This window comes from Raineyella antarctica (assembly GCF_900092135.1).
In the GTDB taxonomy this organism is placed as follows: domain Bacteria; phylum Actinomycetota; class Actinomycetes; order Propionibacteriales; family Propionibacteriaceae; genus Raineyella; species Raineyella antarctica.
In genome coordinates this window covers 89,553-116,319 of the sequence record NZ_FMYF01000012.1, presented here as the reverse complement: position 1 = coordinate 116,319, position 26,767 = coordinate 89,553, and the positions used below count along the sequence as shown (strand labels likewise).

Annotated in this window: 26 protein-coding genes and 1 tRNA gene; 13 read left to right on the top strand and 14 right to left on the bottom strand. The window is 68.6% G+C overall.

Features of this window, described 5'->3' with window-relative positions; all coding sequences use genetic code 11:
• Entirely contained in the window at positions 1–756 is a 756-nt protein-coding gene (locus GA0111570_RS15055) for an SURF1 family protein (RefSeq protein ID WP_092613180.1), read from the top strand.
• Positions 757–777: 21 nt separating this feature from the next.
• A complete protein-coding gene (locus tag GA0111570_RS15050; protein WP_092613177.1) occupies positions 778–1,149 on the top strand; it encodes a DUF3817 domain-containing protein in 372 nt (123 codons plus the stop codon).
• Positions 1,150–1,610: 461 nt separating this feature from the next.
• Here GA0111570_RS15050 and GA0111570_RS15045 read toward each other — a convergent pair whose 3' ends face one another.
• The 8 genes from GA0111570_RS15045 to rpmH form a co-directional block, all read right to left on the bottom strand.
• Positions 1,611–2,462 (bottom strand): ParB/RepB/Spo0J family partition protein, encoded by an 852-nt coding sequence (locus GA0111570_RS15045; RefSeq protein WP_425438632.1) that lies wholly within the window; start codon positions 2,460–2,462, stop codon positions 1,611–1,613.
• A 452-nt stretch (positions 2,463–2,914) separates the two neighbouring features.
• On the bottom strand, positions 2,915–3,685 hold the full coding sequence (locus GA0111570_RS15040) for a ParA family protein (protein ID WP_139283280.1): 771 nt from the start codon (positions 3,683–3,685) through the stop codon (positions 2,915–2,917).
• 889 nt (positions 3,686–4,574) lie between these two features.
• Positions 4,575–5,240, bottom strand: a complete 666-nt coding sequence (rsmG, locus tag GA0111570_RS15035) for a 16S rRNA (guanine(527)-N(7))-methyltransferase RsmG (protein WP_245703237.1) — start codon at positions 5,238–5,240, stop codon at positions 4,575–4,577.
• Positions 5,241–5,242: 2 nt separating this feature from the next.
• On the bottom strand, positions 5,243–5,890 hold the full coding sequence (locus GA0111570_RS15030) for a Jag family protein (protein ID WP_092613168.1): 648 nt from the start codon (positions 5,888–5,890) through the stop codon (positions 5,243–5,245).
• An 87-nt stretch (positions 5,891–5,977) separates the two neighbouring features.
• Entirely contained in the window at positions 5,978–7,057 is a 1,080-nt protein-coding gene (gene yidC, locus GA0111570_RS15025) for a membrane protein insertase YidC (protein ID WP_092613165.1), read from the bottom strand.
• Between the two features lie 12 nt (positions 7,058–7,069).
• Complete coding sequence (gene yidD / locus GA0111570_RS15020; protein WP_217634206.1) at positions 7,070–7,405, bottom strand: membrane protein insertion efficiency factor YidD; 336 nt, start codon at positions 7,403–7,405, stop codon at positions 7,070–7,072.
• Positions 7,406–7,412: 7 nt separating this feature from the next.
• On the bottom strand, positions 7,413–7,751 hold the full coding sequence (gene rnpA / locus GA0111570_RS15015; RefSeq protein WP_092613160.1) for a ribonuclease P protein component: 339 nt from the start codon (positions 7,749–7,751) through the stop codon (positions 7,413–7,415).
• Between the two features lie 17 nt (positions 7,752–7,768).
• Positions 7,769–7,906, bottom strand: coding sequence for a 50S ribosomal protein L34 (gene rpmH, locus GA0111570_RS15010; RefSeq protein WP_092613157.1), 138 nt, complete (start codon positions 7,904–7,906; stop codon positions 7,769–7,771).
• A 414-nt stretch (positions 7,907–8,320) separates the two neighbouring features.
• Here rpmH and dnaA point away from each other — a divergent pair, with 414 nt between their 5' ends.
• The 9 genes from dnaA (at position 8,321) to GA0111570_RS14965 (ending at position 19,491) form a co-directional block, all read left to right on the top strand.
• Positions 8,321–9,775, top strand: coding sequence for a chromosomal replication initiator protein DnaA (gene dnaA, locus GA0111570_RS15005; protein WP_092613154.1), 1,455 nt, complete (start codon positions 8,321–8,323; stop codon positions 9,773–9,775).
• A 429-nt stretch (positions 9,776–10,204) separates the two neighbouring features.
• A complete protein-coding gene (dnaN, locus tag GA0111570_RS15000; RefSeq protein ID WP_092613151.1) occupies positions 10,205–11,356 on the top strand; it encodes a DNA polymerase III subunit beta in 1,152 nt (383 codons plus the stop codon).
• Positions 11,357–11,368: 12 nt separating this feature from the next.
• Positions 11,369–12,247 (top strand): phosphogluconate dehydrogenase (NAD(+)-dependent, decarboxylating), encoded by an 879-nt coding sequence (gene gnd / locus GA0111570_RS14995; RefSeq protein WP_092613148.1) that lies wholly within the window; start codon positions 11,369–11,371, stop codon positions 12,245–12,247.
• Positions 12,248–12,252: 5 nt separating this feature from the next.
• On the top strand, positions 12,253–13,389 hold the full coding sequence (gene recF, locus GA0111570_RS14990; protein WP_092613145.1) for a DNA replication/repair protein RecF: 1,137 nt from the start codon (positions 12,253–12,255) through the stop codon (positions 13,387–13,389).
• Positions 13,379–13,933 carry a DciA family protein gene (locus tag GA0111570_RS14985; protein WP_092613142.1) on the top strand — a complete coding sequence of 185 codons (555 nt, stop codon included), beginning with the start codon at positions 13,379–13,381 and terminating at the stop codon, positions 13,931–13,933. The genes recF and GA0111570_RS14985 overlap by 11 nt, the downstream gene beginning before the upstream one ends.
• Before the next feature lie 131 nt (positions 13,934–14,064).
• A complete protein-coding gene (gene gyrB / locus GA0111570_RS14980; RefSeq protein WP_092613139.1) occupies positions 14,065–16,095 on the top strand; it encodes a DNA topoisomerase (ATP-hydrolyzing) subunit B in 2,031 nt (676 codons plus the stop codon).
• 16 nt (positions 16,096–16,111) lie between these two features.
• Entirely contained in the window at positions 16,112–18,826 is a 2,715-nt protein-coding gene (gene gyrA / locus GA0111570_RS14975) for a DNA gyrase subunit A (protein ID WP_092613136.1), read from the top strand.
• Complete coding sequence (locus GA0111570_RS14970) at positions 18,819–19,346, top strand: DUF3566 domain-containing protein (protein ID WP_175557530.1); 528 nt, start codon at positions 18,819–18,821, stop codon at positions 19,344–19,346. Before gyrA ends, GA0111570_RS14970 begins: the two co-directional genes overlap by 8 nt.
• Before the next feature lie 68 nt (positions 19,347–19,414).
• A tRNA-Ile gene (locus GA0111570_RS14965) sits at positions 19,415–19,491 on the top strand.
• A 10-nt stretch (positions 19,492–19,501) separates the two neighbouring features.
• Here GA0111570_RS14965 and GA0111570_RS14960 read toward each other — a convergent pair.
• Positions 19,502–20,218, bottom strand: a complete 717-nt coding sequence (locus GA0111570_RS14960; RefSeq protein WP_175557529.1) for a MerR family transcriptional regulator — start codon at positions 20,216–20,218, stop codon at positions 19,502–19,504.
• A gap of 69 nt (positions 20,219–20,287) precedes the next feature.
• On the opposite strand from GA0111570_RS14960, the gene GA0111570_RS14955 reads away from it, so the two are divergent.
• The gene (locus GA0111570_RS14955; protein ID WP_092613127.1) at positions 20,288–20,776 is read left to right on the top strand and encodes a DUF2306 domain-containing protein; all 489 of its coding nucleotides are present in this window, start codon (positions 20,288–20,290) and stop codon (positions 20,774–20,776) included.
• A 4-nt stretch (positions 20,777–20,780) separates the two neighbouring features.
• Here the strand turns inward: GA0111570_RS14955 and GA0111570_RS14950 are convergent, their stop codons facing one another.
• From GA0111570_RS14950 to GA0111570_RS14935, 4 genes are all read right to left on the bottom strand, one after another.
• Entirely contained in the window at positions 20,781–21,545 is a 765-nt protein-coding gene (locus tag GA0111570_RS14950; RefSeq protein WP_217634205.1) for a TSUP family transporter, read from the bottom strand.
• Between the two features lie 46 nt (positions 21,546–21,591).
• On the bottom strand, positions 21,592–23,070 hold the full coding sequence (locus GA0111570_RS14945) for an FAD-dependent oxidoreductase (protein WP_092613124.1): 1,479 nt from the start codon (positions 23,068–23,070) through the stop codon (positions 21,592–21,594).
• Positions 23,071–23,138: 68 nt separating this feature from the next.
• The gene (locus tag GA0111570_RS14940) at positions 23,139–24,014 is read right to left on the bottom strand and encodes an SDR family oxidoreductase (protein ID WP_092613121.1); all 876 of its coding nucleotides are present in this window, start codon (positions 24,012–24,014) and stop codon (positions 23,139–23,141) included.
• Positions 24,011–24,460, bottom strand: a complete 450-nt coding sequence (locus GA0111570_RS14935; protein WP_092613225.1) for a nuclear transport factor 2 family protein — start codon at positions 24,458–24,460, stop codon at positions 24,011–24,013. The genes GA0111570_RS14940 and GA0111570_RS14935 overlap by 4 nt, the downstream gene beginning before the upstream one ends.
• Positions 24,461–24,534: 74 nt before the next feature.
• On the opposite strand from GA0111570_RS14935, the gene GA0111570_RS14930 reads away from it, so the two are divergent.
• Complete coding sequence (locus GA0111570_RS14930; RefSeq protein WP_175557528.1) at positions 24,535–25,206, top strand: TetR family transcriptional regulator; 672 nt, start codon at positions 24,535–24,537, stop codon at positions 25,204–25,206.
• Here GA0111570_RS14930 and GA0111570_RS14925 read toward each other — a convergent pair.
• Positions 25,187–26,746 carry an aspartate:alanine exchanger family transporter gene (locus tag GA0111570_RS14925; RefSeq protein ID WP_092613116.1) on the bottom strand — a complete coding sequence of 520 codons (1,560 nt, stop codon included), beginning with the start codon at positions 26,744–26,746 and terminating at the stop codon, positions 25,187–25,189. The genes GA0111570_RS14930 and GA0111570_RS14925 overlap by 20 nt on opposite strands.
• Between the last annotated feature and the right edge of the window lie 21 nt (positions 26,747–26,767).

The following is a 26,767-nucleotide window of genomic DNA, read 5'->3' as shown; positions in this document are numbered from 1 at the left end:
ATGATCAGGACCCGAGTACAGCAACTGCTCCTGGTGATCATCGGAACCACCCTTGCCGGCATCATGATCATGCTCGGCCTGTGGCAGATGCAGGTCTTCGAGAACCAGGGCCAGGACAGCGCGATCGCCCGGATGAACGAGCCCGCGGTCCCCTTGTCCTCGGTCGCCTCCCCCGGTGCCGAGATCACCGACGGCTACGGACGTACGGTCACCTTCGAGGGGACCTACCAGCCGCAGGAGCAGCTGTTGATCCCGGTCGCACAGGAGCCCGGCACGTACCGCGTCCTGACGCCGCTGAAGACCGCCGACGGCGCCCTCATCCCCGTCGTCCGCGGGGAGACCACCGGTACGCAGCCACCCGCTCCCCCGGCCGGATCGCTGACCCAGTCCGGGGTGCTGCTGGCCTCCGACGGCTCGGTCGACGCGAACCTGCCCGACGGGCAGATCGGCTCGGTGTACCTGCCGGTCCTGGTCCAGCGCTGGCAGGACCCGATGATCGCCGGCTACGTCACGCTGCCGCAGCAACAGGCCACGGCCCAGGGACTGCAGCCGGCTACCCCGCACCTTCCCTCCGGCCGCGGGAGCGGGCAGAACTTCGGCTACGCGCTGCAGTGGTGGGTCTTCGCGGCGGCGGCGCTGGGCTTCTCGATCTACCTCGCCGGGCACATCGGCCGTGCCGCAGACCGGCGTCGTCTCGCCGAACTTGGTCTCATCACGCAAGATGAGATCGGACCCGATCCCGATCGGATGTCCTGACCCCGGGAGGAACAGAGGAACATGGATCCCCAGCAGCACAAGGCAATCTCCGGCGCACTCCTGCGCTACCGCATCATGGCGTGGGTCGTCGGATGCCTTCTCGTCGTCCTCGTCTGCGTCGGCGTGCCCCTGGAGTACATCTGGGGCAACGGCAAGGTCGATGCCACCTTGGGCGTTGCCCACGGGTGGCTCTACATGGTCCTGCTGATCACGGCCTACGACCTGGGTCGCCGCGTGAAGTGGCCCTGGAAGAACCTGCTGCTGATCGCGCTCGCCGGTACCGTCCCGTTCCTGTCCTTCGTGGCGGAGCACTACGCGACCCGTGACGTACGTCGCCGCCTCGCGGCCGAGTCTGCTCCGATCGGCACGGAGGACGCCGCGCAGGTGCGGTGATCGGCCTCTATTCGTCTATCTAGACATCGGACTAGATAGACGAATAGAAGCAGATCCGTGGTGTGCCTCGAGCGTGGGCGGTAACGACCGCCACTCTCTCCGTGATGGACTGACGCTGGCCAGGCACCGGCCACGGTCGGGTCTTGGCGTTGGTTCGCCGCTGCCCGGTTCGCGGTTGCCCCGGCCCGCAGGCTCTGCCCTGGTTGGCGCTCACTGCCCTTGGCCGCCCTCACTGCCCTTGGCCGCCCTCACTGCCCTTGGCGGACCTCGATGCCACTGCAACGGCAGCGATCCCGGATAGGAGCAGTGAGGTCGGCGAAGGGCATCGAACCAGGCCGAGAGGGCGTGGCCGCGGGGCGGCGCGTCGGGGCCGACCGGTCTGGGGCCGACCGGTCGCGGGCCGACCTATGGGGCCGGGGACTGGCCTCACCCGCGCAAGGAAGGCACTGACCGCGAACCCTTCAGGGTCGCAGCAGTGAAACGATCCTGTCCAGGTCGTCCTCGGAGGCGAACTCGACAACGATCTTCCCCTTGTTCCGGCCCCGAGTGACCTCCACCCGAGTGTCGAAGTAGTCCCCCAGTTCCGAGGACAGCTCCTGCAGGCGCGGATCACCGCCCCGAGGATTGCGACGTCGCGGCTTGGGCCGGTCCTGGCCCCCGAGGGCGACGATCTCCTCCGTTGCCCGGACAGACAGTCCCTCGGTCACGATCCGCTTGGCGAGTCGCTCCTGGTCTCGTACGTCCTGCAGACCCAGGAGCGCACGGGCGTGTCCGGCCGACAGCACCCCACCAGCCACCTGGCGCTGAACCGTTGGTGGCAGATTCAGGAGACGCACGGTGTTGGCGATCTGGGAACGGGAGCGCTTGATCCGCTGTGCCAACTCCAGTTGGGTGCACCCGAAGTCCCCCATCAGTTGCTGGTAGGCAGCCGCCTCCTCGAGTGGATTCAGCTGGACGCGGTGGATGTTCTCCAGGAGGGCGTCCCGGAGCATATCGTCGTCGGCCGTGGCGCGGACAATCGAGGGCACGGCCTCGAGCCCGGCCAGGCGGGAAGCGCGCCACCGGCGCTCGCCCATGACCAACTCGTAGGCCCCTTGACCGTCACTACGCACCACGATCGGCTGCAGCAGGCCGACCTCACGGATCGAGCCGACGAGCTCCTCGAGGGAGTCCTCCTCGAACACGTTGCGCGGCTGCTTGGCGTTCGGGTGGATCAGGTCGATCGGGATCTCCGCATAGAACCCGTTGCTCGGGTCTACGGTCGGATGTTCGGCTCCGTGGTCGGCACGCTCGCGCGGGGATGCTCCAGGCAGCTCCTGCTGAACATCCGCGTCTGCGATTTCCCCCGTACGGAATGGCGTGTCGGCTGACGAATCTTCCGGCTGCACTGACACGTCAGACGCCACCTCGTCTGCTGTTCCACGTGAAACATCCGCGCTGTTCGCCGGCGTGGGTGTGGCAGTCTCCATCTCCGTCGCCGTGGCCTTATCCGTCTCTCTTGCCGTCGCGGGCACTGTCGAGACGTCGGGTGCCGTCAGGGAACCACCAGTTTGCGGCGTTGTTTCACGTGGAACATCGACCTTGTCGGCGTCCCGGACAGCGGTTCCGAACCGGGACGAATCAGCTGCACCTGCGGCGCGCTGGGAGTTCCGACCCAGCTTGTCCACGATCACATGCTGATCCACTGGATGCGGTGCCGCGTCAAGATCGGTCCGCTGGAAGAGCTCGCCCAGACCGCGACCCAGTCCCGCCCGTCGTTCTGCCATTAGTCACCCTCCACTGCGCGTAGCGCCAGTTCTTCTGCCGCCTTGAGGTAGGCCTCGCCGCCGGCCGAGGCCGGCTGGTAGGTCAGTACCGTCTGTCCATAACTGGGAGCCTCCGCCACACGGACCGACCGGGGAATGATGGTCTCCATGGTCTGGCGGGGGAAGAATTCCCGCACCTGCTCGACGACGTCCGCGGCCAACCTGGTGCGGGCGTCGTACATGGTGAGAAGCACCGTGCTGAGTTCCAGCTCGGGGTTGATGCTGGCCTGGACCAGGTTGATCGAACGCTTCAGCTGGGACAGTCCCTCGAGCGCGTAGTACTCGCACTGGATGGGGATCAGTAGTTCTCGAGCGGCCACAAACGCGTTGACCGTCAGGATCCCCAGTGACGGGGGACAGTCGATCAGGACGTAGTCGATGTCGTGGGTGGAGACGTACTCATCGATCGCGCGCTTCAGTCGTGTTTCACGTGAAACAACCGAGACGAGTTCGATCTCTGCCCCGGCCAGGTCCATCGTGGCAACCAGGACATGGAGGTTGGGCGCCTCGGGGGACAACTGCACGTGGTCGGCGATCGAATCCTCATCGAGGAGCACCTCGTACGTACCAGGCTCGGCATTGCGGTGCTCACCCCCGACGGCGGTCGAGGCATTGCCCTGGGGGTCGAGGTCCACCAGCAGGACGTTCAAACCTCCGAAGCCGAGCCCGGCGGCCAGGTTCACGGCCGTCGTGGTCTTGCCGACACCGCCCTTCTGGTTGACCACGGCCATAATCCGCGGCGCGGGCGGCCGAGGAAGCGGCTTGTCTGTTTCACGTGAAACTCCGTCGAGGTCGTCAGTCTCGACAAGCTCCGGGGTTTCACCGGAGTCGTACAGAGCCCTCTTCGGACCATCCGGAACCTTTTTGCGACGCCTGAGCAGGGCCATACAATCGTCCTCTCACAGTTGCGAGTGGGGGAAGGGGACGGCGGCAGCGAACCGCCGCACACCGGCCTTCAGCCTAGTACAGAGCAATGCCACTCACGCGATCCCGAATCCGCGTGGTGCGATGTTCGCAGATGTTTCACGTGAAACGGAGTCAGTGACGGTGGCGGGGAGGTGTAGTTGGTGGAGGTCACTCTCCACCGCACTCCCCTACGCCGATATTCAGGTATCTAGCGTTATTCACATACTAAAGAAGATACACCGATGATCATCCACGGCCAGTTGAGAAAGTCCGCACGGATCAGAGCAATGTTTCACGTGAGACATTCCGCCGGACGGGAGATGGGCCGATCACCTCGCCCAGGTGACTAACCCCTCCAGGTGTCCACATCGCCGAGGAGACCACGATGCCCTCCTTGTGGCATGAGGCTTTGAAGGGCGCACCGGCACGAAGGTCCGGAAGGCCGGGCGAATGAGGGTGAAGAACCCGATCCCGCAGGTCAGAGCACTGAATATCTGCCGGGCCGAGGCGCGACTCAAGGCCAGCCAACATCGCTCAAAATCGTTCCTGACGAACTTCTCGCCGATGGCTCCGCCACCGAAGCGCATGGAGGAGAGTGCCCGATCTCGAGTAGCCGACCTCGAGTAGCCGACCTCGAACCGCCGGGTGCATCACCACCGGGTGTATCACCACCGGGTGTATCACCACCGGAGAGCCCGAAGGACCCGGGACGTCTCAGTTCCGGGTGACTCGGCGCAGCCGTACCACCGACGTCGCCTCGGTACGAGGGTCGGCGCGAACCTGGAGAATGTCGGCCACCAGTCCCGCCTTGCGCAACTCCTTGGTCGCCTTGTCGATCTCGTCGGCGGCGGAGGCGCCCTTGAGTGCGAGCACCTCACCGTTCCGACCCATCAACGGCGCCGACCAACCCACCAGCTTGGACAGCGCGCCGACGGCCCGCGAGGTGACGACGTCGAAGCCGGCCCCGGCATGGAAGTCCTCCGCCCGCCCGTGGAGCACCTCGACCCGGGAACCGAGGGCCAGCTCGTCGATGGCCTGCTCGAGGAAGGCGACGCGTCGCTGGAGCGGCTCGACCAGGGTGACGCGCAGGTCCGGGCGCCCGATCGCCAGCACCAGGCCGGGCAGCCCGGCACCCGAACCCACGTCACAGACGACGGCCGATGGCGGAAGGAGTGGCAGCAGGGCTGCGCAATTGAAGAGGTGTCGTTCCCACAGGCGCGGCGTCTCGCGGGGTCCGAGCAGTCCCCATTCGATCCCACGGGTCGCGAGGATGTCGGCGTACGCCCTGATCACCGGCTCCTGGGAACCGAAAACCGCCCGGACGACGTCCGGGTCGGGGATCTCGACCTGGGCTTCGCCGAGCGGCATCGGTGCGGTCATGCTCAGTCCTCGGCCATCACCACGACGCGGCGCTGCGGCTCCTCGCCCTCGGACTCGGAGAACAGTCCGGCAGCGGCGACGGCGTCGTGCACGATCTTCCGCTCGAAGGGGTTCATCGGGCTCAGGCGGACCGGCTCGCCGGTCTGCTTGACCTCCTCGATCGCGTCGGCGGCGAGCTCCTGCAGGATGACGCGCCGGCGCTCACGGTGCCCGCCGATGTCCAGCATCAAACGGCTCCGGTGGCCGGTGTCGACGAGTACCGCCAACCGGGTCAGCTCCTGGAGCGCCTCGAGGACCTCCCCGTCGCGGCCGATCAGCACGTCGCTGTCGGTCAGGATCGACACGTGGGCGCGGCCCGACTCGACATAGGTGTCGATGTCGCCGTCCAGGTCGGCGATGTCCAGCAGCTCCTCCAGGTAGTCCGCGGCCACCTCGCCCTCAAGGTCCAGCGGGCCCTCGTCGTCCTCGCTGGCCTCGTCGTCCCCGGCCTCGTCAGCCTCGGTGTCGTCGCCGGCGTCGGTGTCGTCGCCAGCGGCGTCGGACGGCTCGGTCAGGGCAGCGTCCTCGGCCGGCGCGGACCGGACCTCGTCGGTGCCGGCCTCGTCAGCGGCCGGCTCCACGACCTCGGCGGTGATGTCGTTATCGCTCATGGGGAACTCCTCGATGGAACAGTGAATCCTTGGGGGCAGGACGCGTCGACCGGGGCCGGATGGACCGGCGCCGGAGCGGTCGACGGACTACTTCTTCTTCTGGTTCGGGCCACGCTGGGCCCGGGGCTTCTGTGCCGGCTGGTTCCGCTGGACGGTCGGCGGGGCGGCCTTCAGCTTCTTCGGCTGCTTCCCCGCCTCCTCGGCACGGGCGGCGGCCTCGACCGCCTCCTCCTCCTTGAGCTCGGCGATCCGGGCGCGGGTCAGCTTGTCACCGGGACGCACCTTGCGGGGGTTGATGCCCTTGGCTGCGAGCCGCTCCTCCCAGGCCAGGTAGGCGGGGGTGCCGGCGGTCGGGTTGTTGCGGATGATCCACTCCTGCTGGCCCATCGACCACAGGGTGGTGGTGAGCAGGTAGATCAGCACGCCCAGCGGGATGGTGGCGCCGAAGAAGATGTACATCGCAGGGAAGAGGTACAACATCATCTTCTGCTGCTGGGCCATCGGGCCCTCCATGGCCTGCGGGGACATGTTCTGGGTGAACATCTGCCGCTGGGTCAGGAACTGGGCCACCACCATCACCAGGGTCATCAGGCCGGTGAGGACCTGTACGCCGGAGAAACCGTCGACCATCGGCCAGAACTTGCCCGACAGCGGCACACCGAAGATGGTCGCGTGGGTCAGGGAGTCCAGCAGCGCCTGGTGCTCGGGACCGGAGAGCCAGGACCCGCGGGCAACGCCTCGCGAGGCCCCGTCGATGACCCGGTACAGGGACAGGAAGAACGGCATCTGGATCAACAGCGGCAGACAGGACGCCATCGGGTTGACACCCTCGTCCTTGTACAGCTTCATCGTCTCCTGGCCGAGACGGTCGCGGTCGTCCGCGTACTTCTTCTGCAGCTCCTTCAGCTTGGGCTGCAGCTCCTGCATCCCTCGCGTGGACTGGATCTGCCGCATGAACAGCGGGATCATCGCCACGCGCACCACCAGGGTGAGCAGGACGATCGACAGACCCCAGGTCCAGCCCGAGGAGGTGCCGAGAACCGGAGAGAGCAGCTTGTGGAAACCGACCATGATGCCGGACACCACCCAGTACAACGGCTGGGCCACGGTGCTGAAGAAATCGTTGATGCCGGCGAGCGGAATCAGGAGCGGCTGGAGGAGTTCCATCAGTGATGACCTCTAGGACGTCGAGCGGGTGGACAAATCTTCGGGCGCAGCCGTCACCCCGGGCTCGTAGTGGAGCCCGTTCTCGGCCGAGCGGGCCTTCTCGGCCTGCTCCTCGGCCCACTGCTCGGCAGCAGGTGTTCCCGGTACTGGATCGTACCCACCGACGGCCCATGGGTGACAGCTGGCGAGGCGCCGTCCGGCCAACCAGCTCCCTCGGATCGCTCCGTGCACGGTCACGGCCTCAAGGGCGTACGCCGAACAGGAGGGGTAGTAACGGCACACCGGTCCGTAGATCGGACTGATCACAGCCCGGTAGACCCTCAGCAGGGCGATCAACAGGTACTTCATGGCGTGCTCAACGTGCCTTCGCCACCGCGCGGTCCCATGCCGCCGCGAAGTCATCGACGAGCCGCTCGGGCTCGGCGGACGCGGCCGGCAGGGCGCGCACGACGATACGAGCGGTCGCCGGCAACCCGGCCAGCCTCTCGGCCGCCAGGTGGCGCAGGCGTCGCTTCGTACGGTTGCGGGTCACCGCGTTGCCCACCGCCTTGGATACGACGAAGCCCACCTGGGCAGGCGGGCTGTCAGCGATGCGTGCATGCACGACGAGACTCGGCCTGGCGGCGCGGACGCCGCGTCGGACCGTGAGCCGCAGCTCATCGGAGGAGCGCATCCTCGCCGCGTTGGGCAGCATCGGGGTAGGTGCAGCGCTCAGGCGGTGAGGCTGGCGCGGCCCTTGCTGCGGCGGCGAGCGATGGTGGCGCGCCCGGCACGGGTCCGCATCTTGGTGCGGAAGCCGTGGACACGGGCCCGGCGCCGGTTGCTCGGCTGGTAGGTGCGCTTGGTCACGAAGAACTCCCAAAGATCTCGACGGCACGTGCCAAGGGGTCGACACGCTGATGGACACCACGGTGGTGACCGGTCCACGGTACGCGGAGGCGCACAGAAGCGCAATTCGGCGTCCGGCTGACAGGCCGGTCCTCCGGTGCGATCATCCCCGCCGACGCCCCCGTCGATCGGGATGCGGATCCGGCCGACAAGGGCCCTCCTCGTGTTGCACGACAGGCGAGCACCCGAGTAACGTCGACGTCCCGGCCTCACCCGAACAAGCGCAAGCACTTGCACCCTGACTGTCCCTCATGGCCCGCCATGGAGGGCCGGTCAACCTTTTCCACACCTGTGGAAAGATGTGTGGACGCGGCTGACGCAGCAGAGTCGAGGACAGGAGAGGTACGCGTGCCAGAGACTTCCCGAGACGTACCGATGTTCACCTCCGACCAGCTTCCCGAGGCCTGGGCCTACATCGTGAAGCAGACCCCGGCACGGCATCGCGGGCTGCTCCGCAACACCAAGCCGCTGACGGTCGTGCAGAACACGGTGATGGTGGCGGTCCCCAACGACTACACCCGCGACCAGCTCGAGAACCGGCTGCGCTCCACGATCGAGGAGTCGCTCTCGGACTGCTTCCGCCACATGACGCGGCTGGCCGTCACCGTGGACCCGGACGTCATCCTGGACCTGGCGGCCGAGTTGCCGCTGGAGTCGGACGACTCCTCCAGCGACGAGGAGCTCGACGACGAGTGGTCGAACGAGGACGACCACCGCGCGTCCGGCCCATTCGTGCCCCGCCCCCATCGGCGCAGCGCCGGCGACGGGAACCTGACCGGCGACGTGATCCAGTCGACGCGGCTCAATCCGCAGTACACGTTCGACAACTTCATCATTGGCCCCTCCAACCGGCTGGCGAACGCGGCCGCCCGCGCCGCCGCCGAGACCCCCGGCAAGGTGTTCAACCCGTTGGTCATCTACGGCGGTTCCGGGCTGGGCAAGACCCACCTGATGCACGCCCTGGGCCACTACGTGCTGCACCTCTACCCGGACGTACGGGTGCGTTACGTGTCGACCGAGGAGCTCACCAACGAGTTCATCAATGCGATCTCGGAGAACAAGACCGTCGAGTTCCGGCGCCGCTATCGCGAGGTCGACGTGCTGCTGATCGACGACATCCAGTTCCTGGAGGGGAAGATCCAGACCCAGGAGGAGTTCTTCCACACCTTCAACACGCTGCAGAACGCCGAGAAGCAGATCGTGATGACCTCCGACCGGCCGCCCAAGCTGCTGGAAGCGCTGGAGCCCCGGCTGCGCTCGCGGTTCCAGTCCGGCCTGATCGCCGACGTCCATGCCCCCGACCTTGAGACCCGCATAGCGATCCTCTACAAGAAGGCCCAGCAGGAGCACCTGTCGGTCGACCCCGAGGTGCTGCAGTTCATCGCCGAGCGGATCCAGACCAACATCCGCGAACTGGAGGGCGCCCTGATCCGGGTGGCGGCGTTCGCCTCGCTGAACGCCCAGCCCGTCGACCTGCCGTTGGCCCAGGTCGTGCTGCAGGACCTGATCCCGGCCGGCGCGGACACCGAGATCACCCCCGGCCTGATCATGGCCCAGACGGCCACGTACTTCTCCCTGACCGTGGACGAGCTGTGCAGCACCTCGCGTACGCAGAACATCGTCACGGCCCGCCAGATCGCGATGTACCTGTGCCGGGAGCTTACCGACCTGTCGCTGCCCAAGATCGGCCAGCAGTTCGGCGGCCGGGACCACACCACCGTCATGCACGCGGACCGCAAGATCCGGCACCTGCTCTCGGAGCGCCGGGAGGTCTACACCCAGGTGTCGGAGCTGACCAACCGGATCCGGCAGAAGGCGGCCCAGGGGTGAGGTCGACCACCACTCCTCCGCACGATTTCCGGGACGGCTCCGCGTGACCACGCGGAGCCGTTTTCGTACGTAGAAGCAATTGTCAACAGCTGTGGATTCGGTTGTGGACAATTGTGCACAGGTCATCCCGGGCCTGAGGACAACTTGTTGACAACTTCGTCGGGACGCTCTGCGCGTCCACAAGCCGCTCCCAGAACCATTCGAGTTGTCCACCGCGCCTGTGGACAGAAATTGCATCCGTGACAACCACGGATACGGCTTCTCCACACTGTGCACAGGGCCTATGACTACTGCTGTATCCATACATATAGAAGAGAGGTAAAAGTAGGGTCGGGCGTGCGGGACCGAGGACGTCCCGGAGTCGATATGATCGAGGACGCCGGAGAAGATACCGCCGGCCAGGGGAGCCGATCGCCCAGGAGGCAGCCAGTGAAGTTCGAAGTCGACCGCGACGTGTTTGCGGAGTCCGTCGCCTGGGTCGCCCGCAGCCTGCCGACCCGGCCGTCGATCCCGGTCCTGGCCGGACTGATGATCCACGCGGAGGGCGAATCGCTCACGTTGTCGAGTTTCGACTACGAGACCTCCGCGCGCGTGGACGTGCCGGCCCGCGTGCACGACGAGGGCACCGCCCTGATCTCCGGCCGACTGCTCGCCGAGATCACCCGCTCGCTCCCCCACGTCGGGGTATCGGTCGCCACCGACGACTCCTCGATGGAACTGGATTGCGGCAGCGCGCACTTCACGCTGCAGCTGCTGCCGACCGACGACTACCCGGTCCTGCCGGCGATGCCGGCCGAGACCGGCAAGGTGGCCAGCGGCGACCTCGCCGAGGCCGTCTCCCAGGTGGCCGTCGCTGCAGGGCGGGACGAGCTGCTGCCGATCTTCACCGGTGTCCGGATCGAGATCGACGGCGAGACGCTGTCGATGCTCGCCACCGACCGCTACCGGATGGCCCTCAAGGAACTCACCTGGACCCCGGTCCGGTCCGACTTCAGCGGCAACTCGCTGGTGCCGGCCAAGGTGCTGTCCGAGGCTGCCAAGTCGATGGCCGGCGGGGAGTCGGTGAGCATCGCCCTGTCCCAGCCCGGCAACGGGCAGGGCCTGATCGGCCTGGCCGGCGAGGCCAACGGCACCAAGCGCCGGATCACCACCCGGCTGCTGGACGGGGAGTTCCCCAAGGTCCGCCACCTGATGGACGTCAGGTCCACCCTCACCGTCCGCTGCTCCACCTCCGACCTGATCGATGCCGCCAAGCGCGTCGCCCTGGTCGCCGAGCGCAACTCGCCGCTGCGGATGGTGATGGGGACGGACTCGATCACCCTCGAGGCCGCCAGTGGTGACCACGCGCACGCCTCCGAGCAGATCGAGGCCGTGATGGAGTCCGACGGCGACCCGATGGCCGCGGCCGGCTTCAACCCGCAGTACCTGCTGGACGCGCTGGGCGCCCTCGACGCGGCGTACGTGAACTTCTCGTTCACTGCGGCCGGCAAGCCCTGCCTGCTCACCGGCATCGGCAGCCTAGACGGGGACCCCCTGCTGGACTACCGCCACGTCATCATGCTGATGCGACTTCCTGACTGAACGGAGAACCTCATGTCACTCGGACTTATCGGCCTGGGACGTATGGGTGGCAACATGCGTGAGCGCTGGCACGCCGCGGGGATCGACGTCGTCGGCTACGACGTCAACCCGGACGTCAGTGACGCGACCGACCTGGCGGACCTCGTCGGCCGCCTGGAGGCCCCGCGGACGGTCTGGCTGATGCTGCCGGTCCAGTTCATCGACGGGACGCTGGAGCAGCTGCTCCCGCTGCTCGCCGAGGGCGACGTCGTGGTCGACGGCGGGAACTCCAAGTACACCGACGACCAGCGCCGGGCGGCCGCCGCAGCCGAGCACGGCGTACGCTTCGTCGACTGTGGCGTCTCCGGAGGGGTCTGGGGCCGGGCCGACGGCTATGCGCTGATGGTGGGGGGCGAGGACGAGGTCGTCGCCGGCCTGATGCCCTACTTCGAGGCGCTGAAGCCGGCCGGGGAGTACGGCTTCGTGCATGCCGGCCCGGTGGGTGCCGGCCACTTCTCCAAGATGGTCCACAATGGCATCGAGTACGCGATGATGCAGGCGTACGCCGAGGGCTGGGAGCTGCTCGAGGCCACCGACCTGGTCACCGACGTGCCCGAGGTCTTCCGCTCCTGGCGCGAGGGCTCGGTGGTGAAGTCCTGGCTGCTCGACCTGATCGACAACGCGCTGACCGCCGACCCCGACCTGTCCGAGATCCGCGGCTACGCCGAGGACTCCGGCGAGGGGCGCTGGACCGTCCAGGCCGGGATCGACCTGGGCGTCCCGACGCCGGCGATCAGCTCCTCCCTCTACGCCCGGTTCACCTCCCGCCAGGACGACTCCCCCGCGATGAAGATGGTCGCCGCCCTCCGCAACCAGTTCGGGGGCCATGCCGTGCTGCCCGAGGACGACTGAGGTCCGTGTACGTCGACCACCTCACCCTCGCCGACTTCCGGTCCTACCGGCACGTCGACCTGGGGCTGGACGCCGGGGTGGTCACCTTCGTCGGTGCCAACGGCCAAGGCAAGACCAACCTGGTCGAGGCGATCGACTACCTGGCCACGCTCGGCTCGCACCGGGTCAGCTCGGACCTGCCCCTGGTGCGCCACGGCGCCGACCAGGCCACCATCAAGGCGCGGGTACGGGCCGGGCGCGGTGACGAGCGGGCCCTGGTGTTGGAGATCGACATCGTCGCCCGCCGGGCCAACCGGGCCCGGCTGAACCGGTCGCCGTTGCAGCGGCCCCGCGAGCTGCTGGGCATCCTGCGGACGGTGGTGTTCTCCCCGGAGGACCTCGCCATCGTCAAGGGCGACCCGTCGGCCCGCCGGCACTTCCTCGACTCCCTGGTCGCCACCCGTTGGCCCCGGATGGCCGGCGTTCGCCAGGACTACGACAAGGTGCTCCAGCAGCGCAACAGCCTGCTGAAGACGTTGTCCGGCCGGGGCGGGCGCACCCCCGACCCGTACGCCGAGGACACCCTGAAGATCTGGAACGAGCAGCTGGCCGCACTCGGCGCGGAGGTGCTGTCGGCCCGCCTGGACACGCTCGCCGCGCTAATGCCCCACACCTCCCGGGCGTACGCGGACATCGCCCCCACCAACAACGTCGCCACCGCCGGCTACCGCAGTTCCCTGGAGCCGACCAGTAGCGACCGGGCCGAGCTGGCGGCGGCCCTGCTGGCGCAGATGGACAGCCGCCACGCCGAGGAGGTGGCCCGCGGGGTGTCCCTGGTCGGGCCGCACCGCGACGACGTCGAGCTCGTCCTGGGGGACCTGCCGGCCAAGGGCTACGCCAGCCACGGGGAGTCCTGGTCGTACGCCCTCGCCCTCAAGCTAGGCGGCTTCCAGCTGTTGCGGGCCGACGGCATCGAACCGGTGCTTATCCTTGACGATGTCTTCGCCGAACTGGACGCCACCCGCCGGGAACGACTGGCCGGCGGCGTCCTGGGCGCCGACCAGGTGCTGGTCACCGCCGCGGTGGCCGAGGACCTGCCGGCGGCGCTGGCGGGACGGCGCTACCGGGTGGCAGCAGGGGAGGTGACCGAGGATGACGACTGAGGATGCCGAGCGCGAGGAGAACGCCGGTCGGGACGAGAACGCCGAGCAGCTCGACCCCGACGGCCTCGACCTGGCCCGCAGGATCGCGCGGCAGGTGAACGCGGGGACCCCTCCCCCGGCCCAGCAGCGGCGCAAGAAGCAGCGCCGCCGCTACGTCGACCCGCTCTCCAGCGGAGCCCGCCCCGACGACCGCGACCCCCAGCTGATCGGCAACGTGCTGCACCGGCTGGTGGAGGAGCGCGGCTGGCGCACCGACCTCGACATCCACGCCCTGATGGGACGCTGGCCCGAGCTGATCGGCCCGGCCAACGCGGCGCACTGCCGGGCGGAGGAGTTCGAGGACGGCGTGCTCACCGTCCGGACCTCCTCGACCGCCTGGGCGGTACAGATGCGCAACATCGCACCCGCGGTGATCGCCCGGATCAACAAGCAGCTCGGCAACGACGTGGTGACCCGGGTGGTGGTCAAGGGGCCGGACGTCCCGACCTGGAAGCACGGCCGGCTACGCGTCCGCGGCCGCGGACCCCGGGACACGTACGGTTGATTCTGAGGTTCGGGCGCCGCTCGATGGGGTGACCCACGACACCTACCTCCCCAGGGCCCTGAAACGGCGCCCAGGGGCCTCAAATCGGATGTGTGACGTGGATCACCCCGGCGGTACGGTAGGATAGGCGGGTGACCGAACCCGAGCAGAACACCCATGTCGCTCCGAACAACTACGACGCCAGCTCCATCAGCGTCCTGGAGGGACTGGAAGCGGTTCGCAAGCGTCCCGGCATGTACATCGGCTCCACCGGCGAGCGCGGCCTGCACCACCTGGTGTACGAGGTGGTCGACAACTCCGTCGACGAGGCACTGGCCGGCTACTGCGACACGATCAGCATCGAACTGCTGCCCGAGCACGGCGTCCGGGTGGTCGACAACGGCCGTGGCATCCCGGTCGACATCCACCCCCAGCAGGGCATCCCGGCGGTCACCGTCGCGCTGACCATCCTGCACGCGGGCGGCAAGTTCGGCACCGGCGGCTACAAGGTCTCCGGCGGCCTGCACGGCGTCGGCGTCTCGGTGGTGAACGCCCTGTCGGAGCAGTTGATCGTCGAGGTGTACCGCGACGGGTACCACTGGCGCCAGACCTTCCATTTGGGCGTGCCGGACGGGGAGTTGGAGAAGCTGGAGCCGACCGATCGCACCGGCACCACCGTCACCTTCTACGCCTCCGACGAGATCTTCGAGACCACCGACTACTCGTACGACACCCTGGTCAACCGGTTCCGGGAGATGGCCTTCCTGAACAAGGGCCTGACCATCTCGATCACCGACCTGCGCCCGCACGACGACGCGGCGGACGTCGACGACATCGAGCAGGCGGCCGTGCCGGACGCGGCGAAGAAGGCCCCCAAGGGTCCGCGCACCAACACCTTCCGCTACGACGACGGCCTGATCGACTACGTGAAGTTCCTGACCGGCAACAAGGAGCCGGTGCACTCCAGCGTCGTCGCCGTGGAGGCGCACGACCCCGACCACGCCATGGGCCTCGAGGTCGCCATGCAGTGGAACCAGTCGTACACGGAGTCGGTGCACACCTTCGCGAACACGATCAACACGCAGGAGGGTGGCACCCACGAGGAGGGCTTCCGCTCCGCGCTGACCAACACGGTCAACAAGTGGGGCGAGCAGTGGGGCCTGATCAAGAAGCGCGAGGACCGCGTCTCCGGTGACGACATCCGCGAGGGCCTGACCGCCGTGATCTCGATCAAGCTCGGCGAGCCGCAGTTCGAGGGCCAGACCAAGACCAAGCTCGGCAACACCGAGGCGCGCTCGTTCACCCAGCGCGTGGTGAACGAGAAGCTCGGTGACTGGTTCGAGCAGAACCCGTCCGAGGGCAAGGACATCGTCCGCAAGTCGCAGGCCGCCGCCGCGGCCCGGATCGCGGCCCGCAAGGCCCGCGACATGGCGCGCAACCGCAAGAGCCTGCTCGGCGGCGGGTCGCTGCCGGGCAAGCTGGCCGACTGCTCCTCCACCAACCCGGAGGAGTGCGAGGTCTTCATCGTGGAGGGTGACTCCGCCGGTGGCTCGGCCAAGGGTGGCCGCAACCCGCGCACCCAGGCCATCCTGCCGATCCGCGGCAAGATCCTGAACGTCGAGAAGGCCCGGATCGACAAGATCCTCCAGAACAAGGAGGTCGAGGCCATCATCAACGCCCTCGGCACGGGTGTGCACGAGGAGTTCGACGTCGCCCGGCTGCGGTACTACAAGATCGTCCTGATGGCCGACGCCGACGTCGACGGCGCGCACATCCGTACGCTGCTGCTGACGCTCCTCTTCCGGTTCATGAAGCCGCTGATCTCCGCCGGCCACGTCTACCTGGCCCAGCCGCCGCTGTTCCGGCTGCGCTGGACCAACTCCCCCCACGAGCTGGCGTACACCGACGAGGAGCGCGACCAGTTGCTGGAGGCGGGCCGCGCCGCGGGCAAGAAGCTGCCGAACGTCAACCCGATCCAGCGCTACAAGGGTCTGGGAGAGATGGACCCGGGCGACCTCTGGACCACCACCATGGACCCGGACAGCCGGGTGCTGCTGCAGGTCACGCTGGACGACGCGGCGGCCGCCGATGCCATGTTCACCATCCTGATGGGCGAGGACGTGGCGGAGCGGCGGGCGTTCATCCAGCGCAACGCCAAGGACGTCCGTTACCTCGATATCTGATCGGAAGAACTGAACAATGAGCGAGATCCCCCCGCAGAACGAGGACGCCCAGGGCCAGGAGCCCGAGGAGCAGGCCAGCGCCGCCGAGCAGGCCGACGGCCAGGCCGCACCGGACGAGCAGGCAGCCGCCGCCGAGCAGGGCCTGGCGGTCGACGTACGCACCGACAGCGTGGTGCAGGTCGACCTGGAGGCCGAGATCCAGAAGTCCTACCTGGACTACGCGATGTCGGTCATCGTCGGGCGCGCCCTGCCGGACGTCCGTGACGGCCTGAAGCCGGTGCACCGGCGCGTGCTGTACGCCATGTTCGACGGCGGCTACCGGCCCGACCGCGGCTGGTACAAGTGCGCCCGCGTCGTCGGTGAGGTGATGGGTACCTACCACCCCCACGGCGACTCGGCGATCTACGACACCCTGGTCCGCCTGGCGCAGCCGTGGGTGATGCGGGCCGTCCTGGTCAACGGCCAGGGCAACTTCGGCTCCCCCGGCAACGACCCGGCCGCCGCCATGCGGTACACCGAGTGCAAGATGGCGCCGCTGTCGATGGAGATGGTCCGCGACATCGACGAGGGAACCGTCGACTTCCAGCCGAACTACGACGGCCGCGACATGGAGCCGACCGTGCTGCCGGCCCGGTTCCCGAACCTGCTGGTGAACGGCTCGACCGGTATCGCCGTCGGCATGGCCACCAACATCCCCACCCACAACATGCGCGAGGTCAACGACGCCGCGCAGTGGGCCCTCGCGCACCCGGACGCCTCCGAGGAGGAGCTGCTCGAGGCCGCGATGGAGCGGATCAAGGGCCCGGACTTCCCGCTCGGCGCGCTGATCGTCGGCCGCAAGGGGATCGAGGACGCCTACCGTACGGGCCGCGGCTCGGTCACCATGCGTGCGGTGATCGACATCGAGGAGGACGAGAAGGGCCGTGCCCAGCTCGTCGTCACCGAGCTCCCCTACATGTGCAACCCGGACAACCTGGCGCTGAAGATCGCCGAACTGGTCCACAACGGCCGGCTCAACGGCATCGCCGACATCCGCGACGACACCTCGGCCCGTACCGGCCAGCGCCTGGTCATCGTGCTCAAGCGCGACGCCCAGCCGCGCGTGGTGATGAACAACCTGTACAAGCACACCCAGCTGCAGGACACCTTCGGCTGCAACATGGTGGCGCTGGTCGACGACGTGCCGCGTACGCTGCGGCTGGACCAGTTCATCTCCTACTGGGTCGAGCACCAGCTCGAGGTGATCCGCCGGCGGACCGAGTACCGGCTGCGCAAGGCCGAGGAGCAGGCGCACATCTACCGCGCCCTGGTCAAGGCGCTCGACGCGCTGGACGAGGTCATCGCCCTGATCCGCCGCTCCCCCACCACCGAGGCGGCCCGCGAGGGCCTGAAGGACCTGCTCGAGATCGACGACGCGCAGGCCACCGCCATCCTCGACATGCAGCTGCGGCGCCTGGCCGCCCTGGAGCGCCAGAAGATCATCACGGCGCTGGAGGAGCTCGAGGCCCGGATCGCGGACTTCAAGGACATCCTGGCCACCCCGCAGCGCCAGCGTGACATCGTCTCCGCGGAGCTGCAGGAGATCGTCGACAAGTACGGCGACGAGCGGCGTACGACGATCGTGGCGGCCGATGGTGACCTCTCCGACGAGGACTTCATCCCCGACGAGGACGTCATCATCACCATCACCCACGGCGGGTACGCCAAGCGGACCCGTTCGGACCAGTACCGGGTGCAGAAGCGTGGCGGCAAGGGCGTACGAGGCGCCACCCTGCGCGCCGACGACGAGGTCGCGCACATGTTCGCGACCACCAGCCACCAGTGGATCCTGTTCTTCACCAACATGGGCCGGGTCTACCGGGCAAAGGCCTGGCAGCTGCCCGAGGCCAACCGGGACGCCAAGGGCAGCCACGTGGCCGGCCTGCTCAGCTTCCTGCCGGGGGAGGAGATCGCCCAGGTGCTCTCGATCCCCTCGTACGAGGTGGCCGACTACCTGCTGCTCGCCACCAGGAAGGGCCTGGTCAAGAAGACGGCGTTGTCGGCGTACGACTCGCCGCGCCAGGCCGGCCTGATCGCGATCAGCTTCCGGGACGAGGACGACGAGCTGATCGGTGCCGAGCTGACCAAGGCCGAGGACGACGTCCTGCTGATCTCCCGCAAGGGGCAGGCGATCCGCTTCAGTGCCGACGACGAGCAGCTGCGCCCGATGGGGCGGGCCACCTCCGGTGTCACCGGGATGAAGTTCCGCGAGGGTGACGAGCTGCTGTCGATGATGGTGGTCCGACACGACTTCCCCGAGGACGACCGGTTCGTCTTCACCGTCACCGACGAGGGCTACGGCAAGCGCTCCCGGGTCAGCGAGTACCGGCTCCAGGGGCGTGGCGGCCTGGGCATCAAGGCGATGAAGCTCAGCTCGGACCGCGGCCGGCTGGTGGGCGGCCTGATGGTGCAGGAGGGCGACGAGGTCATCGCGATCAAGAACTCCGGACAGGTGACACGGAGCGCCGTCTCCGAGGTTGCGGTCACCTCCCGTGACACCATGGGCGTGAAGTTCGTCGGTGTCGCCAAGGACGACGCGGTCGCGATCATCGCCCTCAACCCCGAGGGTGACGAGGCCGAGTCCGGGTCCGAGGATGACGTCGAGGTTGAAGAGACCGTGGCTGACACCGACCTGACCGATGATGGGACGGCGGACGACGCGACGACCGAGGAGGAGACCTCCAGTGAGTGATGCCCGACCTGACAGCGACGTCGACGCGACCGCGGTGCGGTCGACCGAGGAGTTCTACGGCCCTGCCGGGATACCGGAGTCGCCCCAGTCGCCCACGCCGCTGCGGCGGGCGTCCCAGCCCGATGCTGCGGCCCGTACGCAGGCGCACCGTACCCGCAAGGCCCGGCTGCGGCTGAGCAGCGTCGACCCGTGGTCGGTGATGAAGACGTCCTTCGTCTTCTCCGTCGCCTTCGGCGTGGCTGCGCTGGTGCTGGTGCTGCTGGTCTGGGTCGTGCTGTCGACCTCGGGGGTCTTCGACCTGATCAACCAGACGGTCGGGACCATCCTGAGGTCGCCGGGTGAGAACACGGCGTTCCGGATCCAGGACTACTTCGGGCTGTCCAAGGTGATGGGGCTGACGATCCTGCTGTCGGTGCTCAACGTGGTCATCCTGACCGCGATGGCGACGCTGATGGCGTTCCTCTACAACACCGCCTCGCGCCTGATCGGTGGGCTGGAGATCACCCTCGCGGAGGACTGAGGACGCGATTTTGCGTGGCGCCGGGGAATGCGCTATCGTCATTCCTCGGCGCCGCAAGCGCAGCAGAAGGGCCCATAGCTCAGGTGGTTAGAGCGCTGTCCTGATAAGACAGAGGTCGCTGGTTCAAGTCCAGCTGGGCCCACCAAGATGAGCCCTCACCCTGTCGGGTGGGGGTTTTCTGGTGGTGGAGGGTGAATCCCGGGGATCGCACGGTGAGGGCTCCGATCCACCGCTCTCTCGTCACGATCAGCGAATTCCTTGATGCTGCGCGATGTCTGGGCCACCGCCAACAACCCCAGCAGCAGCTGCGAGTAGCTGTGCACCCCCACGGCCACCACCAGCGCCGCTTCGTCCCGCGATCCGGCGGACTGCACGACCCCGATGTCCAGCGCAGCGGCACGGTCGGCCGCCTCCGCGTACGTCGACATCGTCCGGGCGTCCACGGCGATCCCCAGCTCCCGCATCTGCGCCACCTGCGCGTCCAGCGCGGTCCGCGCCCACGAGGGGACGTCGGGCCAGCCCCGCTCGGCGAACACGTCCGTGACCACCGGCTCCTCGTCGGCCTGCAGGGTCGCGTCGGCCGCCTCCTGGCCCAGGGCCAGTGACTGGGCGTCGGCCAGGATCTGCAACAGTGCCACCTCCGGATCGTCGATCCGGTCGGTGAGGGCCTTGATCCGGTCCAGCGGTGCCCCCAGAACGGTCCGCAGGGTGGCGACCAGTTCCAGCCGCCGCAGGTGACTCTCGTCGTACTCTGCGAGCGTCGCGTTGACCCGCCTCCCGGGCGGCAGCAACCCCTCGCGCAGGTAGAACTTGATCGTGGCGGTGCTCGTGCCGGAACGTACGGCCAGCTCCTTCATCCGCACAGGGATCACCTCTGGAGAGTGGACGGTGTCTGGACTATCCATGTTGGCAGCACTGGATAGCGTCACTATCTTAAAGCCATGGAACTGAACGACATCGCGCCGCTCATCGCCGTCCATCTCGTCGCCGCCACCTACGTCCTGGTCCTCGGTCCGGTCCAGATCCTGCGTCGCCGCCGCGACAGGATGCACCGGATGCTCGGCGCCGGCTGGGTGCTGGCCATCGCCGTCACCTGCCTGACCAGCTTCGGGATCAGGTCGACCGCTGGGTTCTCGTGGCTGCACGCCTTGTCCGTCTTCACCCTGGTCACGGTGACCCTGGGGGTGCTCGCCGCCGTCCGCCACGACTCGCGCGCCCACCGGGGCAACATGATCGGCAGCTACTTCGGCACCGTCGCTGCCTTCGTGTGGGCCGCAGCGGATCCCGAGCGCCTGATCCGGCAGGTCAGTACGGCGGATCCCCTTGGTTTCCTGCTTGCTGCGGGGCTTGTGCTGGCCACCGCGGGAGCGCTGGTGCTGACCCTGCAGCGTACGCTCGGACGCCCGCGGCGTGGGGTGCCCGCGGCCTGACGGCTCACCGCAACCAGAGCCAACCCGCGAGGAAGAACCCGCCGGCCGCCACGATGATCCGGAGCAGCGTCTCCGGGATCAGCCGCTGGATCACCGGCCCGAAGTTCCCGCCGACCACGCAGCCCAGCCCGAGCGCGATCGCCGCCGCCCAGTTCACCGGGCCGAAGCCGATGAAGATCAGTGAGGCGATCAGGTTGCTCACCCCGAGCAGGAGGCTCTTGATCACCATCGCGCGGGTGAACAGGTCCGAGCTGGCGATCAGCGCCAGCGCGAGGTACATCACGCCCGCGCCGGCACCGAAGTAGCCGCCGTAGCAGCAGACCAGGAAGAGGCCGACCCAGTACACGACCGGGTTCGGGCCCTCCCTGCGCATCCGGCTGATCCGGGGACTGAGCAGCAGCAGGGCCGAGGCGAGGACCACCAGCCACGGCACGATCGCCTCGAAGCTCGACTCGCCGGCCACCAGCAGCAGGGTCGCGCCCAGTCCACCCCCGACCGCGGCCACCAGCAGCTGGGCGGCCAGGGTCCGCCCGCTGCCGCCGGTGACCGTACGCATCGCCCGGGCGGTCGAGCCCACGCCGACGCCGACCAGGCCGAGGGTGTTGGAGACATTCGCCGCGACCGGCGACAGGCCGGCGGCGAGCAGGACCGGGTAGCTGACCAGGGAGGCCAGCCCGGTGAGGTAGCCCACGATGCCGGTGCCGACGCCGGCGAGGACGATGAGCCCCAGTACCCCGATGTCCATCCCGAGGATGTCGATCCCGGTCATCCGCGCTCCTCGTCCCGGCCCGGACGCTCGCCGGGCTACAAGGAACCTACTCCAGGTCGGTCACCGCGGGTCCCTCCAGGAGTGTGCCGTCAGCGGCGAAGCGGGAGCCGTGCAGGGGGCAGTCCCAGGACTTCTCGGCGTCGTTCCAGCCCACGATCCCTCCGGCATGGGTGCAGACGGCCGAGATCCGGCAGGTGTGGCCGTCCACCGTGGACATCGCCTCCGGCCGCCCGTGGCGGCCCCGGCCCACGACGCCGGTGCCCTCCGCCGGGGGCTCGTCGGGAAGTGCGCCGACCTCTGCCTGGACCCACGACCTGGTCGCCTCGACGGCGACGGCGGCGTTGGGCCCGACGGCGCTGACCAGGCCGGCCGGCTTGGTGATCCGGTGCCCGAGCGTCTCGGCCCACGGCATCGACCCGCCCAGGATCTGCCCGGCCAGGTTCACGGCCGCGGCCACGGCGTTCGTCATGCCCCACTTGTTGAATCCCGTGGCGACGTAGATGTTCCCGCCGCCGCGCGGCATCGGGCCGACGAACGGCACCCGGTTCACCGAGCGGTAGTCCTGGGCGGACCAGGCGTACGTCCGCTCGGCACCCGGGAAGTGCTGGCCGGTCCACTCGACCAGCCCGCTGACGGCCTCCGACGCGGAGGCGGAGCGGCCGGTGACGTGGCCGTTTCCGCCGACCACCAACTGCACGCCGCCGTCCACCTCCACCGTCCGCAGCGAGCGGGTCGGGTCGTCGGAGGACAGGTACATCCCCCGCGGGACCGGTCCGGGCACCCGGTAGGTGGTCACGTACGAGCGCAGCGGGGTCAGCTTGGCGAAGTAGGCGCCGCGGTCCAGGATCGGGGTCCCCGTGGCGAGCACCAGTCGGTCGGCCGTCATCCGGCCCTGTGTGGTCGTCACGGTGACCGGGGAGCCCGAGTCGGCGGCGGTGACCCGTACGCCCTCGACCAGCACGCCCCCGTGCTCGGCCAGCTGGGTGCGCAGCATGTCCAGGACGGCCAGCGGGTGGAGCTGGACCTGGTTGGGCAGCAGCAGGGCTCCGCGGATCGGGAAGGGCAGCTCGGTGTCCTCGGTCCACTCCACGTCCAGCCCTGCGGTCCCGCAGGCGTCCCGTTCCGCCTGCAGCCGCTTCAGGCCGTCGTCGGTGGTGGCGTACGTGTAGGCGGGCCGCCGCTCGTACGCCACGCCGTGGTCATCCATCAGGCGGACCAGGAGGGCCTGTCCCTCCCGGTTGCCCTCCACGTACGCGCGCGCCACGTCCTTGGAGTGGTGGGCGAGGATGCCGGAGAGGGTCAGGCCCTGCAGCAGGGACAGTTTGCCGGTCGTCCGGCCGGTGGTGACGGCCCCGACGCTACGGGCCTCCAGGACCACCACCTGGTGGCCGGAGCGGGCCAGCATGACGGCCGTGGCCAGGCCGGCGAGCCCGGCGCCCGCGACGATCGTGTCGGCGTGGGCGCCGTCGGTGAAGGTGTCGGTGGCCGGGGTGGAGGGATGGGTGGCGAGCCAGACGGATTCCATGGTTCCATCCTGTGCTCGTCGGTCCGGGGTGTGAAGTACCTCACAGGATATTCGTCGACCGGTCCGGCTCACCGGTCGGCGGCCTGCGGCACTCCTTCGATACGGGTGGACTGTAGCCACGGATGGGCCGCCAGGCTCGGACCGGGGTCGAAGCTCATGTCGATGGTGTCCATCAGCAGGGCCTGCTTCACGATCCGCGCCTGGGCGGGGTTGACCAGCGACATCACCAGGGACATCACTCGCAGGGCGACCCGGGGGACGTGGCGGGGCGGGTGGGCATCGCCGACGACCCGGGAGGCCAACTCGTTCATGGTCAGGTTCTCGGGGCCGCCGACCTCGATGACCTGGCCTCGCAGGGTGGGGTCGGTGACCGCGCGCGCCACCGCCAGGGCGACGTCCTGGACCGACACGAAGTTGATCGGGGTGTCCCCCCGGCCGAAGACCGTCGTCACCCCGGACTTGCCGGCCATCTGTGCCAGGAGGCCGGCGAAGAGTTCGGCGTAGGCCGAGGCCCGCACGATGGTCCAGTCGTCCGGCCCGGTGCGCAGCACCTGCTCGGCGGCCGCCTTCATCCGGAGTTGCTCGATCGGGTGGTCGGGGCGTGCGCCGATGATCGACATCAGCACGATGTAGGCGCCGGCGGACCTGGCGGCCCGGATCAGGTTCGCATTGCCGTCACGGTCCACGGACTCCGGGGACTCCTTGGCGGCAGGATCGACGCCGTGCATGGCGGACACGACGACTCCTGCGCCCTCGAATGCCGCGGTCAGGGTCTCCGGGTGCCGTACGTCGGCGGCGACGAACTCGGCTCCGGGCACCGGCGTGGCCGGGACCGAACGGGCCACCACCCGTACCTGCCGTCCCTCGGCGAGGAGGCGGGCGGCGACGATGCGTCCGAGGCGGCCGGTACCACCGACGATGACGACGAGATCTGATGTGTTCATGACCGAACATCTCCCTTGGTGAGGCTGCCCACGTACTCGTCGTTGTCCATGCCGGCGGGGCTTTCGGTCGGTTCGACGTAGAACCGGTTGGCCCGGATGAGGTCGGAGGCCTCGGGGCCCACCGTGAAGATCATCACCCCGCGCATGAGATGGGTGGTGCCATCGCTGCGGGTGCCTCGCATCTCCCACTCGGTCCACCACTCGTCGGGGGTCCCGGCATCGTGGCAGACCCGGGTGATCGACGTGGTGATGTCGGGGATCTGGGTGAAGAACATGGTCCAGTTGCGCCGCACCTGCTCGGTGCCGGTGAAGTCGCGGGCCGGATGGTTCGGCATGACCAGTTCGTAGTCGGGGGCGAAGCACCCGACCAGGCCGTCGATGTCATGGGCGTTGGTCACGGACACGAGGCGAGCCAGGGTCTGCGGCAGTTGGGTGATGTGGGACATGGTGACCACCTCGTGCGATGTGCTGCAGTTATTGGCTACAGTTGGTTGTATCCAATAACCAAAGGATGCACTCCATGACGGGCGAAATCAAGGGGTCGGCGCGGCGATCGCGACCCTATGACGCGAGCCGCCGCCAGCACGCTGCGCAGCGGCGGCGCGACCAGGTGGTGGACGCTGCCGGTGTCCGCTTCCGGCGTGATGGGTATGCCGCCACGACGGTGGCTGACGTTGCCGCGGACGCCGGGGTCAGCGTGGAGTTCGTCTACAAGGCGTTCGGCTCCAAGGCCGGTCTCGTCCGCGCCATCTGGGACCGGGCCCTGCTGGGACAGGGGAGGCGCCCGGCGGAGGAGCGTTCGGACGAGGTGTCGCGTACTGCCGAGGACCCCGAGGACATCCTGGCCAACTGGGCCCGGTTGTCGGCCGAGGTGAGCGCACTGGGGGCCCCGGTCCAGGCCCTGATCAAGGCCGCAGCGGTCACCGACGACGGCGCCGCCGCGCTGCTCGAGGAGGTGGAGGCGGCCCGTAGGGCCCGGATGGAGCACAACGCCGACTACCTGCTCCGCGGCGGTTTCGTACGTCCGGAGCTGACGCCCGACCAGGTCAGGGACATCCTGATGCTGGGCGCCGGTGAGCTGTACGAGATCGTCGTGCTGCGCTACGGCTGGTCCGCCGAGGCGTACGTCGACCTGGTGCACCGGTTCCTGCGGGCCGAGCTGTTGCCGGACCCTACGAGGCCAGCACCGTGATCAGCAGGATCTTCACGATCATCCCCAGGGCGAACAGCGGCGCGTACCCGGCGTCGATCCGCGGATCGGTGCTGCGTGACGTCGCGTACGCCAGGATCGCAGGCTGGCCGACCAGGCCGGCGAGGGCGCCCGAGGACCGCTGGGCGCTGAACCCGGACAGCCGGACCGCGGCCAGGAACAGCACGGCAGCGACCAGCACGATCATGGTGGCGAAGCCGATCACCTTCAGCCCGGTCATGCTGAACGCCTGCGAGGCGAAGGCCTGGCCCGAGGACAGGCCGACCGCGGCCAGGAACAGCAGCAGTCCGAGCTGGCGGATGGTCAGGTTCGCGGCGTGCGGCAGGCCCCACACCAGCGGTCCGGTACGCTCCAGCCGGCCCAGCAGCAGGCCGACCACCAGCGGGCCGGCGGCCGCCCCGAGGGCGAAGCTGTTGCCGCCGGGCAGCGGGACGGTGACCAGGCCCAGCAGCAGGCCCAGCGCCATCCCCACCCCGATCGAGAGCGCGTCGAACTCCGAGATCTTGCGGACCGAGTCGCCGAAGTAGTCCGAGACCGCGTCCATCTGCCCGCGCGGGACCACGGCGACCACCCGGTCGCCCAGTTCCAGGACCACGTCGTCGGTGGCCAGCAGCTCCGAGTCGGCCCGGATCACCCGGGTGATCACCCCGCCGAACCGGTCCGGGACGTTCAGCTCGTGGATGGTCCGGCCCGCCACGGACGGGTCGGACACGAGGAAGCGCCGGAAGGCGACGATGCTGCGGTCGTCGGCCAGGTGGGATTCGATCCGGTGGCCGAGGTGGGCCTCGGCGCGGTCGATGGCCTCGGGCTGGCCGACGACGACCACCCGGTCGCCGGGGAGCAGTTCCTCACCGGGCACGACCACGCGCTGGCGATCACCGCGGGCGAGGTAGGAGAACCGTACGCTCTGCTCGCTCCACCCGGGGATGTCGCGCATCATGGCGGCGCGCTCGACCTGCAGTGTGGTCGCGGTGATCGGGTCGCCGGCGGCGGGGTCCTTGGCGGCCGGCCAGCGCCGTCCCACGGTCAGGGCAACGATGACGATCGTCACGATGACACCGACCGGGTAGCCCAGGGAGTAGCCGACCGCCGGGGTGGTGCTGCCGGTGACGGCGGTGGCGGCGGCCAGCGCCGGGGTGGAGGTGAGGGCGCCGGCGAACGCGCCGGCCTGGAGGGCGACGTCCAGCCCGAGCACCCGGCCCACCGCGATGGCGGCGACCGCGGTGAGGACCAGGACGACCACGGCGAGGCCCATCATCTTGCCCTGGGTGCGCAGGTCGCGGAAGAACGAGGTGCCGGCGGCCAGGCCGACGGTGTAGACGAACAGGGCCAGGCCGAGGGACTGGACCAGCCCGAGGCCCTGGCCCAGCCGCGGGTCGAGGGCCCCCACCGCCAGGCCGACGAACAGGGCCCCGGCGGCGCCGAAGCGGATTGGTCCGAAGCGTACGGCGCCGAGGAGCGCGCCGAATGCCACGACCAGGAAGATCGTCAGCAGGGGGGATGAAGCCAGGACAGCCAGCATGCCCTCACCCTACTGAGAGGT

Bases quoted from the DNA above. Each gene is read 5' to 3' on its own strand.
- dnaA (WP_092613154.1), top strand. From the start codon at position 8,321: ATGTTCACCTCCGACCAGCTTCCCGAGGCCTGGGCCTACATCGTGAAG.
- GA0111570_RS15040 (WP_139283280.1), bottom strand. From the start codon at position 3,685: ATGGCCGTGGTCAACCAGAAGGGCGGTGTCGGCAAGACCACGACGGCC.
- GA0111570_RS15055 (WP_092613180.1), top strand. From the start codon at position 1: ATGATCAGGACCCGAGTACAGCAACTGCTCCTGGTGATCATCGGAACC.
- GA0111570_RS15030 (WP_092613168.1), bottom strand. From the start codon at position 5,890: ATGAGCGATAACGACATCACCGCCGAGGTCGTGGAGCCGGCCGCTGAC.
- gyrA (WP_092613136.1), top strand. From the start codon at position 16,112: ATGAGCGAGATCCCCCCGCAGAACGAGGACGCCCAGGGCCAGGAGCCC.
- yidD (WP_217634206.1), bottom strand. From the start codon at position 7,405: ATGAAGTACCTGTTGATCGCCCTGCTGAGGGTCTACCGGGCTGTGATC.
- GA0111570_RS14935 (WP_092613225.1), bottom strand. From the start codon at position 24,460: ATGTCCCACATCACCCAACTGCCGCAGACCCTGGCTCGCCTCGTGTCC.
- yidC (WP_092613165.1), bottom strand. From the start codon at position 7,057: ATGGAACTCCTCCAGCCGCTCCTGATTCCGCTCGCCGGCATCAACGAT.
- GA0111570_RS14985 (WP_092613142.1), top strand. From the start codon at position 13,379: ATGACGACTGAGGATGCCGAGCGCGAGGAGAACGCCGGTCGGGACGAG.
- GA0111570_RS14940 (WP_092613121.1), bottom strand. From the start codon at position 24,014: ATGAACACATCAGATCTCGTCGTCATCGTCGGTGGTACCGGCCGCCTC.
- GA0111570_RS15050 (WP_092613177.1), top strand. From the start codon at position 778: ATGGATCCCCAGCAGCACAAGGCAATCTCCGGCGCACTCCTGCGCTAC.
- GA0111570_RS14930 (WP_175557528.1), top strand. From the start codon at position 24,535: ATGACGGGCGAAATCAAGGGGTCGGCGCGGCGATCGCGACCCTATGAC.
- rsmG (WP_245703237.1), bottom strand. From the start codon at position 5,240: ATGACCGCACCGATGCCGCTCGGCGAAGCCCAGGTCGAGATCCCCGAC.
- GA0111570_RS14945 (WP_092613124.1), bottom strand. From the start codon at position 23,070: ATGGAATCCGTCTGGCTCGCCACCCATCCCTCCACCCCGGCCACCGAC.
- gnd (WP_092613148.1), top strand. From the start codon at position 11,369: ATGTCACTCGGACTTATCGGCCTGGGACGTATGGGTGGCAACATGCGT.
- rnpA (WP_092613160.1), bottom strand. From the start codon at position 7,751: ATGCTGCCCAACGCGGCGAGGATGCGCTCCTCCGATGAGCTGCGGCTC.
- GA0111570_RS14925 (WP_092613116.1), bottom strand. From the start codon at position 26,746: ATGCTGGCTGTCCTGGCTTCATCCCCCCTGCTGACGATCTTCCTGGTC.
- GA0111570_RS14955 (WP_092613127.1), top strand. From the start codon at position 20,288: ATGGAACTGAACGACATCGCGCCGCTCATCGCCGTCCATCTCGTCGCC.
- GA0111570_RS14950 (WP_217634205.1), bottom strand. From the start codon at position 21,545: ATGACCGGGATCGACATCCTCGGGATGGACATCGGGGTACTGGGGCTC.